A 14320-nucleotide genomic window follows, 5' to 3' on the forward strand; every position below is an offset into this window, starting at 1 on the left:
GTATTATTTATTTTTACTCTTTCCTTCTTCAATCATTCTAATTATTTCCTGTAAATCTTCAGCGGATATCTTTTCTTCTTTAGCAAAAAATGAAACTAAGTTCTTATACGAATCACTAAAATAATTTGATACTACATTCGACATAAAAACAGCCTTATAATCATCCTCTTCAATTTTAGGAGAATAAACATATACGTTACCATATTTCTTCGAATTCAGATACCCTTTCTGCTCTAAATTCCTCACAATAGAAGCTACAGTTGTATATGGAGGACGGGGTTCATCCATTTTCATTACTATATCTTTTACCACACATTCTTTAAGGTTCCAGATATTTAACATTATTGTTTCTTCTTGATGCGTTAACTTTTCCATACTCGTAAATCTACTATTTTTTCGTAAATATACTGATTATAAATTTATATGCAAATAAAAATTAAAAAAAATGAGCCAAGCATTTACTCGACTCACACATTTTTATTATTAAATTATTCTTTTCGACTTTGGTTATATTTGCTACAACATTAGCATCTATTTTTTCATATAGATATACCAATACAATCCTCCTACTAACAGCGATCCCCCAACAATGTTGCCTAACGTAGCAGGAATAAGATTAGATACTAGAAAATAGCTCCATGTGATTTCGGCTCCAGAATATATAGCAGCAGGAATAAAAAACATATTAGCTATAGAGTGCTCATATCCTAATGTCACAAACATCATTACCGGGATCCAGATACCTAACGATTTACTGACAAGATCTTTTCCAGCAAATCCCATCCATGCTCCAAGACAAACAAGCCAGTTAGCTCCAATACCTTTCATAAATACAGTATAGAAGTCTAATGAAGTTTTGGAATAGGCAAGATTATGCAGATACGACCTCCAAGGATCTGAATCAAGAAGTCCAACACTAGAAGATAAAAAGTAAGCAATAAATTGCGCCCCAACGAAATTAAAAATATAAGAAATAGCTAGAACCTTAAAAACTGCTACAACAGTTATTTTCCTCTCTAGATATGGCAGTACAACACCAGCACAATCACTAGTAAATAAATCTGCTCCAGCTATAGTTACCATGATTAGCCCTACGGGGAAAATACATCCGGCTATAAACTTAATCATACCAGGATTGTCTAAAGCAAGACCAGGCATACCTCCTGCTACAATAACAGTTAGAAGTCCTCCTAAAGCAATAAAAGCTCCGCCTAGTATAGCAAGTAAAGCAAAGCGCTTTGTATCCAAATTAGACTTATAAATACCCGAATTGCAAAATTCTACTGCAACCTCTTTGGGAGAAAACAAAAACATACGTAATATGATTTAAGGTTATATAAGGTTTAATATAGAAACTTAATTAAGTTCCCAACACTTTATTTTTAGGTGTAGTAGCTACAAACTCCTTCAAATAGAAAGGTTCGAAATAAGCAACATCTACAAAACTTTTATTAGCAAATGCTTCTTCGGCTAACGCCACCATATCTTCAGCGTGAGGATAAACCGAATCCAAAAAAGATGCATTTACATGAGTTAATGCCGATTTACATTTATCCGATCCATCACCAAAGAATACCACTTTATTGGCAGACAGATATTCTGCAAAAGAATTTTCGTCTATGATATCTGCTGATACCTCTTTTAATTTTGTCAATTGCGAATCAAATATCGCATCATACACTTCCATTCGACGGGCATCAATCATCGGGCATAGTAATACATCATCGCCAACTAATCTACGGCGAACAACACCCGCAGCCATTATTGTCAAAGTTTCAATAGCTATCAATGGAATATTCCAGCCATAGCATAAACCTTTAGCTTCAGATACACCTATACGTAATCCGGTATATGAACCCGGGCCACAGCTTACAGCCACTGCATCTGGCTTTAAATTCTTTTTTTGAAGTTCATCTACCGCTTCTTTTACAAAAGAGCCCAAAACTTGAGCATGTGATGGACCTGTGGTTTCTTCTTTCTGAAAAATCACTTCACCATCTTTGCTGACAGCAACCGAACAAACTGAAGTTGCTGTTTCTATATATAATATACACGACATATGTTGAGATTTTAAAAGTCAGCTGCAAAAATACATAAAATGTGACAATACCTCATTACTAAAGTAACAAGAATAAGTCATAGAAAAAATTTAAGTTGTACCTTTGCCCCCGAAATAAACAGTAGAACGGTTTGTCGCTGGTCGCTTCGCAAGATGCGGCAAGAGGAAAGTCCGGGCAACACAGAGCATTGTACTTCTTAACGGGAAGCTGGTCGTGAGGTCAGAGTTTAAGGTAACAGAAAATAACCGCCTCTCACGAGGTAAGGGTGAAAAGGTGAGGTAAGAGCTCACCGGTCGATATAGTAATATATCGAGCCGTACTACTTGCAAGTTGCAAGACCATGTATACCGACGCATGTAGGGCTGCTCGCTCGATGTCGGGGGGTAGGTCGCTTGAGCCTGATGGTGACATCAAGTCTAGATAAATGACAGACGCTCTATATCATTAGAGTACAGAACCCGGCTTATAGATCTACTGTTCACCAAAAGAAAGAGCTTCCCTTATATAGAGAAGCTCTTTTCTAATTATAATATAGATTATTTAATCTTTCTTTGCTCTGATCGAAGAATATGTCAAATATCCTATAATAGCAGCATATGCTACTAATGATAATAATTCTGCACCTTTACTTCCAATCCAAGTTGAATCTTCGCTAATAAACGAAATACCACCAAAGCGCAAAGCTGCTGATACAACGCCCATTAATGCTCCTCCTGCGATAAACCCTGATGCCAGTAATGTACCTTTATCCACTCGGGCTTTATTCACGCTAGCATCTTTACTGCGGCTACCAACAAACCAACTGATCAATCCACCCACTAGCAATGGAATATTCAACTGTAATGGGATAAACATTCCTAACGCAAACGGCAATGCCGGAGCTTTAATTCCAGTCAGAACAAGAGCAATAATTGCACCAATAGAATACAACATCCAAGGTGCACCCTGCCCCATCATCAATGGCTCAATTACTGCTGCCATTGCATTTGCTTGCGGTGCAACAAGAGAATTCTCTCCAGTAAATCCATATGTTTTATTCAGGATAATCATAACACCACCTACAGTAGCTGCCGAGACTAGAGTTCCTAAGAACTTCCATGTTTGTTGTTTTGCCGGAGTAGTTCCTAACCAATAACCAACTTTTAAATCTGAAATGAAACCACCTGCCATTGATAGTGCCGTACAAACAACTCCACCTATCACAAGAGCTGTAACCATACCTGCAGTACCTTCAAGACCTACTGCAACAAGAATAACTGAAGATAAAATCAAAGTCATCAAAGTCATTCCCGATACTGGATTACTACCAACAATGGCAATTGCATTTGCAGCTACTGTCGTAAACAAGAATGCAACAACAAGTACTATAAGGATACCTACAATTGCAAATACAAGATTATTTATAACTCCAAAATAGAAGAATAGAAATGTTACAATCAAAGAGACTATCAATGCAGGAATGATAAACTTCATCGGCAAATCACGCTGCGTACGCTTAACAGCCACCTTAGTATCAACGCCTTTACCGCCCTTCATTTCTGATGATGCCAAACCTACAGCACTTTTAATTACTGGCCATGATTTAATAATACCAATAATACCAGACATAGCAATACCGCCGATACCGATATGGCGCGCAAATTCAGTGAAGATAGTTTCCGGAGCCATATCTGCTAATGCTGCAGATGGAGTTCCAGTTATTGAAGCTACAAAAGTAGGATGTAAGAAAGAAAGAACAGCATCTCCCAAGTGCGGCAATAAAGGCACAATTATAAACCAAACTAAAGCAGAACCTGCACAAATGATTGCAGCATATTTCAATCCAATGATGAAACCTAGGCCAAGTACAGCCGCACCTACGTTCACTTTAAAGACAAGTTTGGCTTTATCTGCAACTAACTCGCCAAAAGCGAAAGCTCTTGTAGTAAAGTCTTCAGCCCATGTTCCGAAGGTTGCAATTACGAAATCATAAAGTCCACCAATTAATCCTGCCAATACAAGAGGTTTAGCTTGTCCAGCTCCCTTTTCTCCTGAGATAAGCACTTGTGTAGTAGCAGTTGCTTCAGGAAAAGGATATTTGCCATGCATATCAGAAACAAAATACTTGCGGAAAGGGATCAAAAATAAGATACCCAATATACCTCCAAGTAACGAACTCATAAATACCTGCAAGAAACTAACCGACAGTTCCGGGTATTTATCTTGCAAGATATATAATGCAGGAAGTGTAAAAATTGCACCGGCAACGATTACTCCACTGCTGGCACCTATAGACTGAATCAATACATTCTCACCCAAAGCATTTTTCCTTTTGAAAGCTGTAGACAATCCAACTCCAATAATTGCAATTGGAATTGCCGCTTCAAAAACTTGTCCTACTTTTAAACCTAAATATGCTGCTGCAGCACTAAATAAAATAGCCATCAAAATACCCCATGTCACCGACCAAGGGGTCACTTCCGGGTAATTTTTATCCGGATGCATCAGCGGAGTGTATTCTTCTCCCTCTTTTAGTTCTCGAAAAGCATTTTCGGGTAAATCCCCCATCCTTTCTTTGTTCTCTTCCATAAATTATGATTTTATTATAAATTTTATAGATATTTCATCAAGCCATACAAAAATAAAACTTTTTTCGATATAAGAACCCCTATAAACAAGAAGCTTTGCAATAAACTAGAGGACTACAGTTGTAGTATTTCGATTGCTTTTGTAATTCTTCAAAAAATAGTTTAACTTTGCATTAGATCGAACCAAATACAAAAACAATCGAAAGTATCTATATAGATGGCAAGAAGCATAGTTATTAGTTTATCTGAAAGTATTCCCGAAATATGGAATGTACTAAACGATAAAGAGAAAGAAACTATTACAACTAACACCCGGATTGTTGAGTTTAAAAAGAATGAGGTTATTTATAGAGAGAATGATACTCCTAAAGACCTTATGTGCCTATGTCAAGGTAAAGTAAAAATATTTAAGGAAGGGGTTGGTGGACGAAGTCAAATCATTCGAATGATAAGGCCTTCGCAATACTTTGGATATCGTGCATATTTTGCAAAAGAACCATATGTAACGGCAGCAGCTGCTTTCGAGTTATCGACAATATGCTTCATTCCGATGGTCCTTATTGAAAAATTAGTCATGAATAATCCTTCATTAGCTATGTTTTTCATACAGGAACTATCTACAGATTTAGGCATTGCCGACGAAAGAGTTGTTAATCTGACACAAAAGCATATTCGAGGTCGCTTAGCTGAGTCGCTGATATTCCTCATGGACAGCTATGGTTTCGAGGAAGATGGTGCGACCATTAGTATTTATCTTTCAAGAGAAGATCTTGCGAATCTGTCAAATATGACAACGTCAAATGCTATCCGTACTTTATCTAATTTCGCCGACGAAAGAATAATTTCGTTGGATGGTCGTAAAATCAAGATTCACGACGCCGAACTATTAAGAAAAATTAGTCGCATAGGATGATCAAGCAAATTGCTCATAAATATTTAGACTACAAATATCGCGAAGTAGATAGTTTCATTACGAAACCTATCGAAACTCAAGAAAAGATACTGAATTATCTAATTCGTAATGGCGCTCAAACTTATATTGGACAAGAACATAAATTCGATACAATCAAAAACAAAGATGATTTTCGAAAAAATGTTCCTATTTTCCAATACGAAGATCTACGTCCATACCTGGATAAAATTCTTCAGGAGCATCAGCAAAATGTACTATGGAACAAACCTATAGAATGGTTTGCAATGTCTTCGGGAACTACTGAAGATAAAAGCAAGTATATACCAGTTACCAGAGAATCGCTAACTCAAGGTCATTACAAGTGCGGAGAGCAAATGTTAGCAATTTATGGTCGACAGAACAAAAATGCTAAGTTTTTCTTTGGAAAAACTCTTGTGCTAGGTGGCAGTAAGCAGATTAACAGTATAGGCGACGGCATCTTTACTGGTGATATTTCGGCTATACTTATAAAAAATCTATATTTCTGGGCTAAAAGAAGTCGAACCCCTGAAAGTATTTCTCTCCTACCCGATTGGGAAGACAAATTGCAGGCACTGACCGATTATGCAGTTAAGAACGATGTACGCGCATTTATGGGTGTACCTTCGTGGCTACTGATCCTTCTAAAAAAGATAAAAACAGATACGGGTCGCGAATTGACAGATATCTGGCCAAACCTAGAAGTGTTTTTCCATGGAGGAGTTAGCTTCGCTCCTTTTGAGGAACAATATAGAAAGATCATTCAGAAGCCTGACATGTATTACTGGGAAACTTATAATGCATCTGAAGGGTTCTTCGGTGTACAATATACAAATGATTCTAAAGATATGCTTCTGATGCTGGATAGCAATATCTACTACGAGTTTATACCTATGTCGGAGTGGGATTCGCCTCAACCACAAACTTTAACTCTAGACGAAGTGCAAGTTGGACAGAATTATGCGATTGTTATATCTACCAATGGCGGGTTATGGCGTTACATGATCGGTGATACAATAGAATTCACATCAACAAGTCCATATCTATTTCACATTACGGGACGTACTAAAAGTTTTATCAATGCTTTTGGTGAAGAGTTAATTATAGATAATGCCGAAAAAGCTTTATCAGAAGCTTGCAACAAGACTCAAGCGCAAATATCGGAATACACAGCTGCGCCTGTATACTTCGGTGATAATAATACTGGAGCTCACGAATGGTTTATTGAATTTGAAACTCAGCCAACAGATATAAATATATTTACAGAGGAGTTGGACAACGCTTTAAAAAAAGTAAATTCAGATTACGAAGCAAAACGGTCTTATAATTTATCTCTGCGCGCCCCTATAATCCATAGTGTGCCAAAAGGTACATTCAATGATTTTTTATCATCTTTAGGCAAATTGGGTGGTCAAAATAAGGTGCCACGCCTTTCAAACAATAGAGATTACGTAAATAAGCTCATTTCATTCCTAGGATAGAACAATAAAAAGGCTCTCATTGGAGAGCCTTTTTATTATATTTTAGCGACGTTAGATTTAATTCTTCTTTGAATACAGCCAAGCTGTTTCATATTTTGGATTTTCTTCACGAAACTTAATCACAAATTCTTCTGCTATCGCTTTATCGTCAAATGATGCTGCATATATACGATAACGACCATCAGTCTCTACGTATGAAACATCTGAAAAATCTTTAGAAAACTTTGTCATTAAGGCATCTCGTCTATGCTCACTTGTTTCACTGCCAATAACAACGTAATAAGTTCTAGCTGATATTTTCTCGGCTTGAGGCAATACTGCTAGTTCATCTTCCCCTTCAGCCTGAGATCTCAATTCTGACAAGGTCTCTTGGCTGGAAGCAATATAACTCTCGAACTTATTAGATAAACTCTTTTGAGTAGTTTCTATTATGCTTGCTTGCTGAACTCGCTTTTCGTGCTGATTGAAAATAGGCATAACAAATAGTAAAATTAAAGCAATAGCCACAGCTATATACGACATTTTACTATTCTCTCTGACAGATACATATTCTGCAGGAGCTTCAATCTCACGTTGTAATTTATTCAATGACACAGCGACCAATCCAAAGTTTGAAGGATGAACGTATTCTTCGCTGGGTTGAAAGAAAAGATTATTCTCGGTATTCAGCTCCAGTGTACCGACACGACCGATTTGAAAGATTTTATTTTTACTTAATTCCGTTTTAATTCGATAGACTTCATCACTCACCTTTTGGTGTGCCTTATCGTATGTTAATCCTTCGTATTGTTGCAATGCTGCATAAAGTAAACCATCATTATACTTTAAGTCTTGATTGAAAGCAACAGTCAGATTAGGTAGTAAAATTGTATCAGAATTAGACAATTCAAATTTATCGCTTACTATAAACCCGCCTAACCCTGGTATCACCAAACAGTTATGCGAAGCAAGCAAAAATTCAATGTATCTACTCATCCAATCTTTCATAACGCAAAGATAGAATTAAAAATCGAAAAATAAAAGGTTCAATTTTAGAAAGGAAATAATAATGGAAGTACAAATACCATAATAATTCCCATCACAATTTGAAGGGGCAATCCAACTTTCATATAATCCATAAATTCATAACGACCTGCTGACATGACTAATGCATTAGGAGGTGTTGAGAATGGTGATGCGAAACACATGCTGGCACCTACTGCGACGGCAAACAATAACGGATATGGACTAATACCCATTGTTACAGCCGACTGCATGGCAATCGGAGCAAAAAGTATGGCTGTTGCGGTATTACTAATAAAAAGTGTAAGAATTGAAGTTCCAAAATAGATTCCTGCCAATAATGCATAATTACTCATTCCACCAAAATATCCGACCAGGCCATTGGATATCATAATATCGATTCCCGTATTTTCGAAGGCAGTAGCCATTGGCATCATTGCCCCAATAAGAACGATACTTTCCCAATTTATATTACTATATGCTTCTTCCATATTACGCAAGCACCCTGTAAATACCATAGCTACTGCTGCCAATAAAACGGCAACTACCGGTGCCATGATATTCGTTACCATCGCTATTATCATTAATAGCATTATAAAAGCTGCAACCGGAGCATTCTGATCTAGAGTAACCTTAGACGCTTCTTTAAGAGGCTGACCTACAAGCACCATATCAGCCTCTCGATTATCCAGTTCAGCCAAATCACTCCAACGCCCTTGCACCAGTAGAGCATCTCCCGAATGGAGCTTAATATTTCGGACGTCGTTTAATTTGTATTCCTGATTCTGTTGAACACCCAAAACGTTTACATTAAATTCTTCTCGAAATCTAGCCTCTGTTATTGTTCTATTAATTAATCTTGAATTAGGCATTATATACACTTCGGCAATACCGGATTCTTGGAACTCGGTTAACCCATTTTTTTCCGGATTCTGAACAATAGTCAAATCATTCTCTGTCGCAAAACGCTCAATATTTTCTTTATCTCCCTGACAATACAAAGTATCATCTCTCATCAAGATAGAGTTTGGACCTGCAACTTCTTCCAGATATTTCTTTCTTAATCGAGAAGACTTATCTCTACGCACAATCTTAACAATAGAAACATTGTATTTAGTCGCAATTTTTAACTCGGCCAAAGTTTTATTCAATAATGATGAATCAGAGGCTATTTCAATACAATATGACTGCTGCTGTATATTATATTCATTAGCCAACTCAGCCAATGTCTTACCTTTCTTATCTGATTTTTGTTTATCATCATCCTTTTTGACTAGAAGCTTACTTAGAAAAAACAACATTACTATACCTACTGACAAACAGACAAATCCGATCGGAGCAAAAGAGAAAAACTCCAATGGTTTATAACCTTTTTCTGTAATAATTTCTTGAATTACTAAGTTAGGAGGTGTACTGATCAAAGTAAATAGCCCCATACTACTAGCAAATGCCAATGGCATTAGATAACGACGCGGACTTATATTAGCACTATTTGCCATACTCACAATGATGGGCAACATAACTGCAACTGTCCCGGTATTGCTCACAAAAGCACCTACCGATGCTGTGACTACCATGACCAATACGAAAAGAATATTTTCATTATCACCAGCCAAACGAAGCATCTTACTGCTTATCATTTTAGCCAATCCGGTACGAAAAATAGCTCCACCTACAACAAATAATCCAACCATCATTATTACCACCGAGCTAGAAAATCCCGCCAAAGCTTGCGTAGGAGTAATTAAGCCGAACAACACTAATGCCAGCAATGAACATAGAGCTATTAAATCTGAACGAATTTTTCCGTGAATAAATAAAACTGCTGTCAGAAACAGAATGATAAAATTAATATTCACCGGAGTGAGTAAAGTGGATAAGGACATATCTAGTCTATTTGTTAGATTTATATACAAATATAAAGAAAATAATAATTTCAATTCACGAGAGCTTTATAAATCTTTGGCAAGGCTTTTGTTGTATCTTTGTCGCTTAGATTTAAGCTCACAAATGGTCTATGAATAAAAAGCAGACTAAACAACTGATAATAAAATAAATAATATATATGAAAGAAAATAACGAACAACACAATCCTGAATTGGAAGAAGATATTCTACAAGATAATCTGACAAACGAACAGGATGCTAATGGGCACGAACAGCCAGAGAATGACAATGTGACCGACTGGGAAACTAAGTACAATCAACTGCAAGATTCATACTTACGATTGAATGCCGAATTTGACAACTATCGTAAACGTACAATGAAAGAAAAAGCTGATATGTTACGTAACGGAAGTGAACGAGTTTTAACTGACGTCATCTCAGTTGTTGATGATCTGGAAAGAGCATTGGATAACATCTCAAAAACAGATGATATTGCAGCTGTAAAAGAGGGTGTGGATTTGATTTATAGCAAATTTAAAAACTTCTTGACTAAACACGGAATTAAAGAAATCGAAACTATCGGACAACCATTCGATACAGATAAGCACGAAGCAATAACTACAATTCCAGCTGCAGACGAGAAAGACAAAGATAAAATCGTCGATTGTATACAAAAAGGATATACCCTTGACGATAAAGTTATACGCTACCCGAAAGTAATTGTTGCTAAATAAGCAAGATTACAAATTACATATAAAATTCGAACCATCTGATGGCAACTAAGAGAGATTATTATGAAGTGCTGGAAGTTACAAAAACAGCTACTTCAGAGGAAATAAAAAAGGCATACCGCAAAAAAGCGATACAATACCACCCTGACAAGAATCCGGGAGATAAAGAAGCTGAAGAAAGATTCAAGGAGGCTGCTGAAGCTTACGAAATTTTGAGCGACGAGCAAAAACGTGCTAAATACGACAGATACGGACATCAAGCTCCGGGAGGATTTGGCGCATCAGGAGGTTTCTCTATGGACGATATCTTCTCTCAATTTGGGGATATTTTTGGAGGGCATTTTGGAGGATTCGGAGGATTTGGAGGTCAACGTGGGCCAAGAGTTAACAGAGGATCCGATTTGCGTGTAAAAGTCAAGCTTACACTTCAAGACGTAGCCAAAGGTGTCGAGAAGAAGATCAAAGTGAAAAAATTCGTAGCTTGTTCTCATTGTCATGGAACTGGAGCTGACAACGGCACTGCATACGAAACTTGCTCTACTTGTAAAGGTTCTGGAACAACAATACGTGTTGTGAACACCATGCTTGGACAAATGCAAACTCAATCGACTTGCCAGACATGCGGTGGCGAAGGAAAAGTTATAACCAAGAAATGTTCTCATTGTTCTGGTGAGGGTATTGTTCGCGAAGAAGAAGTTATAACACTAAATATTCCGGCAGGAGTTGCTGAAGGCATGCAACTATCTATGAGTGGAAAAGGAAATGCAGCACGCCACGGGGGGGTAAATGGTGATTTATTGATCCTCGTCGAAGAAGAACAAGATCCTGAATTATTCAGAGATGACAATGATGTTATTTACAATCTATTATTAAACTTTTCCACAGCGTGTCTAGGAGGCGAAGTTGTCATCCCTACAATTGATGGCAAGGCTAAAATCAATATTGAAGCAGGAACTCAACCAGGAACAGTACTTCGTCTTAAAAACAAAGGTTTACCTAGCATAAATAGATATGGAACAGGAGATTTACTTATCAATATAAGTATATATGTTCCTGAAACATTAAATGACGATGAAAAGAAAACCATAAAAGAACTGGATAAAGCAGATAATTTCAAGCCAAGTAAAGGCATTAAAGAGAAAATTTTTAGCCACTTCCGAAAAATGTTCGATTAATCAAATAAAAAAGCAGAACTAAATATTGTTCTGCTTTTTTTATTTTCTGTACCGACAGTACTCTATCTATAATTTTCTAATCCTGCTGCACCTAAAACTAAAGCAGCAATAGCTCCCCAAAAGATAATTAGCAAGATTACACCAATCAGCATAAATATTAAATTTGCTTTTGCCCAATTTGATTTACTTTTCGCTGTTCGGTTACCAAATGCCCAAACACATAGCATTATAATGTTGATAACAGGAATTGCTGTTATTATTAATGTTATGATCCAATCGACAAGACTTACAACCGATCGATCTTCCAAATTACGAATGTCATTTTCTTGATTTTCCATATCATCCAGCTTAGAAAGTTAGTAATTCATTATTCTACAATAAAGAAACGTGAATTTTTGTGAAAATAAAAATATATTGACACAGAATTGTTATTTTTAAGCTTAATAGAAATAGCAATTCAAATATTATTATTTTTCCGAGTAAAATGAAAATAAAAGATATACTCCAAGCGATAGAGCAATTAGCTCCTATCCCACTGCAAGAAGACTTCGACAATAGTGGTGTACAAATCGGCAACATAAACCAGGAAGCTAAAGCTGCACTCCTCTGCATAGATGTTACTGAACCAGTAATAGATGAAGCAATTGCATTAGGCTGCAATCTTATCATTGCTCATCACCCATTAGCATTCCGAAGCTTTAAATCTTTAACCGGCAAAAACTATGTAGAAAGATGCATGATGAAAGCATGTAAAAACGATATAGTTATATATGCTGCTCATACTAATTTAGATAACGCTTTTAATGGTATTAATTTTTATTTAGCAAAACTACTGAATCTACAACAAGTAAGAATTCTAGATCCACAAAAAGGGAAACTATTAAAATTAGTGACTTTCGCACCTCATTCTCATAGTGAAATAGTAAGAAATGCCCTTTTTAATGCGGGTGCTGGTAATATTGGGAACTATGATTCATGCAGCTACAACTTATCTGGACAAGGAACATTCCGAGCAAACGATAATGCAAAACCATTCTGTGGAGAAGTTGGTAAATTACATTACGAAGATGAAGTAAGAATAGAAACTATTCTACCTCGCCATCGCCAAAACGAAGTTTTACGCGCACTGTTAGCCGTTCATCCATATGAAGAACCTGCATATGATTTCTATAGCCTTGATAACACATGGCAACAAGCAGGTAGCGGTATAGTTGGAACCTTACCCGAAGAAATGGAAGAAGAGGATTTCTTATATATGCTAAAAGACACATTTAAACTTACTACATTAACCCACTCGGCATATAGACGTACTCCAATACGAGATGTAGCAATATGTAGTGGTAGCGGCGCATTTCTAGCTCCCAAAGCGATTACATACGGAGCGGATGCATTTATTACAGGCGAGGCCAAATATAATGACTACTACGATGTAGAAGACAAGATACTTCTTGCAGCTATTGGGCATTATGAATCCGAAATCTTCACAAAAAATGTATTTCATGAAGTGATTTCGAAAAAATTCCCTAACTTTGCAGCACATTTGGCAAATTCGGATATCAATCCGATAAACTACTTGTAATCAGTCTGTGACTTACTCCAGTCTTTTTACAACGATGTAGTAAGACGACAGTTAAGGCTGGCGAATTACTGCATTTTTTTATTTATAGACAAAACAATTACTAAACGATAAAAAAAATGGCAAAGAAACAAGAACAAGATGTAACTGTTGAAGATAAACTAAAAACACTTTATTCGCTTCAACAAAAAATGTCTGAAATAGACAAAATTAAAATCTTACGCGGAGAACTCCCCCTAGAAGTAGCCGATCTTGAAGATGAAATTATCGGTCTAGAAACTCGTGTGCAAAAATACGTTACTGAACAAAAAGAAGCTGAGACTGAAATTTCTCAACAAAAAAATAAAATTCAAGAAAGCGGAGCTAAAGTAGCTAAATACAAAGAACAACTAGATAATGTGCGTAACAATCGCGAATTCGACCACCTTAGTAAAGAAATCGAATTTGAATCTCTTGAAATTGAATTAGCTGAGAAACGCATACGTGAATTTACATATGCATCGAAAAATCTAGTTGAGGAGATTGCTAAAAACAAAGAATTCTTAGAAGAAAGAAAAGCTGATCTTGCATCTAAAAAAGAAGAACTAGACAGTATAGTAGGAGAAACTAAGCAACAAGAAGAAGAACTTCGCGAAGAAGTAAAAACTATCGAAGCCGAAGTAGAGCCTCGCCTACTACAAGCATTCAAAAGAATCCGTAAAAGTGCACGCAATGGTCTAGCTGTTGTTTGCGTAGAACGTGCTGCTTGTGGAGGTTGTTTCAATAAAATTCCACCTCAAAAACAAATGGACATCAAAATCGGTAAAAAAATTATCGTTTGCGAATATTGCGGACGTATCATGATCGACGCAGAATTGGTTGGAGCAGACCAATAATACTACTGATCAAATAAATATATACGCATTAAACAT

General features: G+C 36.7%; 13 protein-coding genes and 1 other RNA gene. 7 read left to right on the forward strand and 7 right to left on the reverse strand.

Features of this window, described 5'->3' with window-relative positions; all coding sequences use genetic code 11:
- Positions 1-3: 3 nt before the first annotated feature.
- The 3 genes from C1A06_RS09770 to tsaB all read right to left on the reverse strand — a co-directional run bounded on the left by C1A06_RS09770 (position 4) and on the right by tsaB (position 2059).
- The gene (locus tag C1A06_RS09770; protein ID WP_101690077.1) at positions 4-375 is read right to left on the reverse strand and encodes a BlaI/MecI/CopY family transcriptional regulator; all 372 of its coding nucleotides are present in this window, start codon (positions 373-375) and stop codon (positions 4-6) included.
- Between the two features lie 156 nt (positions 376-531).
- The gene (locus tag C1A06_RS09775; RefSeq protein WP_101690078.1) at positions 532-1314 is read right to left on the reverse strand and encodes a formate/nitrite transporter family protein; all 783 of its coding nucleotides are present in this window, start codon (positions 1312-1314) and stop codon (positions 532-534) included.
- Between the two features lie 46 nt (positions 1315-1360).
- Entirely contained in the window at positions 1361-2059 is a 699-nt protein-coding gene (gene tsaB, locus C1A06_RS09780) for a tRNA (adenosine(37)-N6)-threonylcarbamoyltransferase complex dimerization subunit type 1 TsaB (RefSeq protein ID WP_101690079.1), read from the reverse strand.
- Between the two features lie 118 nt (positions 2060-2177).
- Here tsaB and rnpB point away from each other — a divergent pair.
- Positions 2178-2542: RNase P RNA component class A (rnpB, locus tag C1A06_RS09785), an RNA gene on the forward strand.
- 58 nt (positions 2543-2600) lie between these two features.
- Here the strand turns inward: rnpB and C1A06_RS09790 are convergent.
- Entirely contained in the window at positions 2601-4628 is a 2028-nt protein-coding gene (locus C1A06_RS09790) for an OPT family oligopeptide transporter (RefSeq protein WP_101690080.1), read from the reverse strand.
- A gap of 216 nt (positions 4629-4844) precedes the next feature.
- Between C1A06_RS09790 and C1A06_RS09795 the strand changes: the two genes are divergently transcribed.
- Both C1A06_RS09795 and C1A06_RS09800 read left to right on the forward strand, forming a co-directional pair.
- Entirely contained in the window at positions 4845-5540 is a 696-nt protein-coding gene (locus C1A06_RS09795) for a Crp/Fnr family transcriptional regulator (RefSeq protein ID WP_101690081.1), read from the forward strand.
- Complete coding sequence (locus tag C1A06_RS09800) at positions 5537-7039, forward strand: GH3 auxin-responsive promoter family protein (RefSeq protein WP_101690082.1); 1503 nt, start codon at positions 5537-5539, stop codon at positions 7037-7039. Before C1A06_RS09795 ends, C1A06_RS09800 begins: the two co-directional genes overlap by 4 nt.
- Before the next feature lie 57 nt (positions 7040-7096).
- Here C1A06_RS09800 and C1A06_RS09805 read toward each other — a convergent pair whose 3' ends face one another.
- The gene (locus C1A06_RS09805) at positions 7097-8014 is read right to left on the reverse strand and encodes an HU domain-containing protein (protein ID WP_145996378.1); all 918 of its coding nucleotides are present in this window, start codon (positions 8012-8014) and stop codon (positions 7097-7099) included.
- A 56-nt stretch (positions 8015-8070) separates the two neighbouring features.
- Positions 8071-9900 carry an SLC13 family permease gene (locus tag C1A06_RS09810; RefSeq protein WP_185116838.1) on the reverse strand — a complete coding sequence of 610 codons (1830 nt, stop codon included), beginning with the start codon at positions 9898-9900 and terminating at the stop codon, positions 8071-8073.
- Between the two features lie 206 nt (positions 9901-10106).
- Here C1A06_RS09810 and C1A06_RS09815 point away from each other — a divergent pair, with 206 nt between their 5' ends.
- Both C1A06_RS09815 and dnaJ read left to right on the forward strand, forming a co-directional pair.
- Positions 10107-10661: a nucleotide exchange factor GrpE gene (locus C1A06_RS09815; RefSeq protein ID WP_101690085.1), complete on the forward strand. Its 555-nt coding sequence runs from the start codon at positions 10107-10109 to the stop codon at positions 10659-10661.
- Positions 10662-10699: 38 nt separating this feature from the next.
- Positions 10700-11833 carry a molecular chaperone DnaJ gene (dnaJ, locus tag C1A06_RS09820; protein WP_101690086.1) on the forward strand — a complete coding sequence of 378 codons (1134 nt, stop codon included), beginning with the start codon at positions 10700-10702 and terminating at the stop codon, positions 11831-11833.
- A gap of 62 nt (positions 11834-11895) precedes the next feature.
- Here dnaJ and C1A06_RS09825 read toward each other — a convergent pair whose 3' ends face one another.
- Positions 11896-12171: a hypothetical protein gene (locus tag C1A06_RS09825; protein ID WP_101690087.1), complete on the reverse strand. Its 276-nt coding sequence runs from the start codon at positions 12169-12171 to the stop codon at positions 11896-11898.
- Positions 12172-12317: 146 nt separating this feature from the next.
- Between C1A06_RS09825 and C1A06_RS09830 the strand changes: the two genes are divergently transcribed.
- Entirely contained in the window at positions 12318-13412 is a 1095-nt protein-coding gene (locus tag C1A06_RS09830) for a Nif3-like dinuclear metal center hexameric protein (RefSeq protein ID WP_101690088.1), read from the forward strand.
- A gap of 116 nt (positions 13413-13528) precedes the next feature.
- Positions 13529-14284, forward strand: coding sequence for a zinc ribbon domain-containing protein (locus C1A06_RS09835; protein WP_101690089.1), 756 nt, complete (start codon positions 13529-13531; stop codon positions 14282-14284).
- Positions 14285-14320: the final 36 nt, after the last annotated feature.

Source organism: Dysgonomonas massiliensis, assembly GCF_900240225.1.
In the GTDB taxonomy this organism is placed as follows: Bacteria; Bacteroidota; Bacteroidia; order Bacteroidales; family Dysgonomonadaceae; genus Dysgonomonas; species Dysgonomonas massiliensis.

What these genes read in the sequence shown, in the direction of transcription:
- C1A06_RS09770 (WP_101690077.1), bottom strand. Translation starts at nt 375, where the DNA reads ATGGAAAAGTTAACGCATCAAGAAGAAACAATAATGTTAAATATCTGG.
- C1A06_RS09775 (WP_101690078.1), bottom strand. Translation starts at nt 1,314, where the DNA reads ATGTTTTTGTTTTCTCCCAAAGAGGTTGCAGTAGAATTTTGCAATTCG.
- tsaB (WP_101690079.1), bottom strand. Translation starts at nt 2,059, where the DNA reads ATGTCGTGTATATTATATATAGAAACAGCAACTTCAGTTTGTTCGGTT.
- C1A06_RS09790 (WP_101690080.1), bottom strand. Translation starts at nt 4,628, where the DNA reads ATGGAAGAGAACAAAGAAAGGATGGGGGATTTACCCGAAAATGCTTTT.
- C1A06_RS09795 (WP_101690081.1), top strand. Translation starts at nt 4,845, where the DNA reads ATGGCAAGAAGCATAGTTATTAGTTTATCTGAAAGTATTCCCGAAATA.
- C1A06_RS09800 (WP_101690082.1), top strand. Translation starts at nt 5,537, where the DNA reads ATGATCAAGCAAATTGCTCATAAATATTTAGACTACAAATATCGCGAA.
- C1A06_RS09805 (WP_145996378.1), bottom strand. Translation starts at nt 8,014, where the DNA reads ATGAGTAGATACATTGAATTTTTGCTTGCTTCGCATAACTGTTTGGTG.
- C1A06_RS09815 (WP_101690085.1), top strand. Translation starts at nt 10,107, where the DNA reads ATGAAAGAAAATAACGAACAACACAATCCTGAATTGGAAGAAGATATT.
- dnaJ (WP_101690086.1), top strand. Translation starts at nt 10,700, where the DNA reads ATGGCAACTAAGAGAGATTATTATGAAGTGCTGGAAGTTACAAAAACA.
- C1A06_RS09825 (WP_101690087.1), bottom strand. Translation starts at nt 12,171, where the DNA reads ATGGAAAATCAAGAAAATGACATTCGTAATTTGGAAGATCGATCGGTT.
- C1A06_RS09830 (WP_101690088.1), top strand. Translation starts at nt 12,318, where the DNA reads ATGAAAATAAAAGATATACTCCAAGCGATAGAGCAATTAGCTCCTATC.
- C1A06_RS09835 (WP_101690089.1), top strand. Translation starts at nt 13,529, where the DNA reads ATGGCAAAGAAACAAGAACAAGATGTAACTGTTGAAGATAAACTAAAA.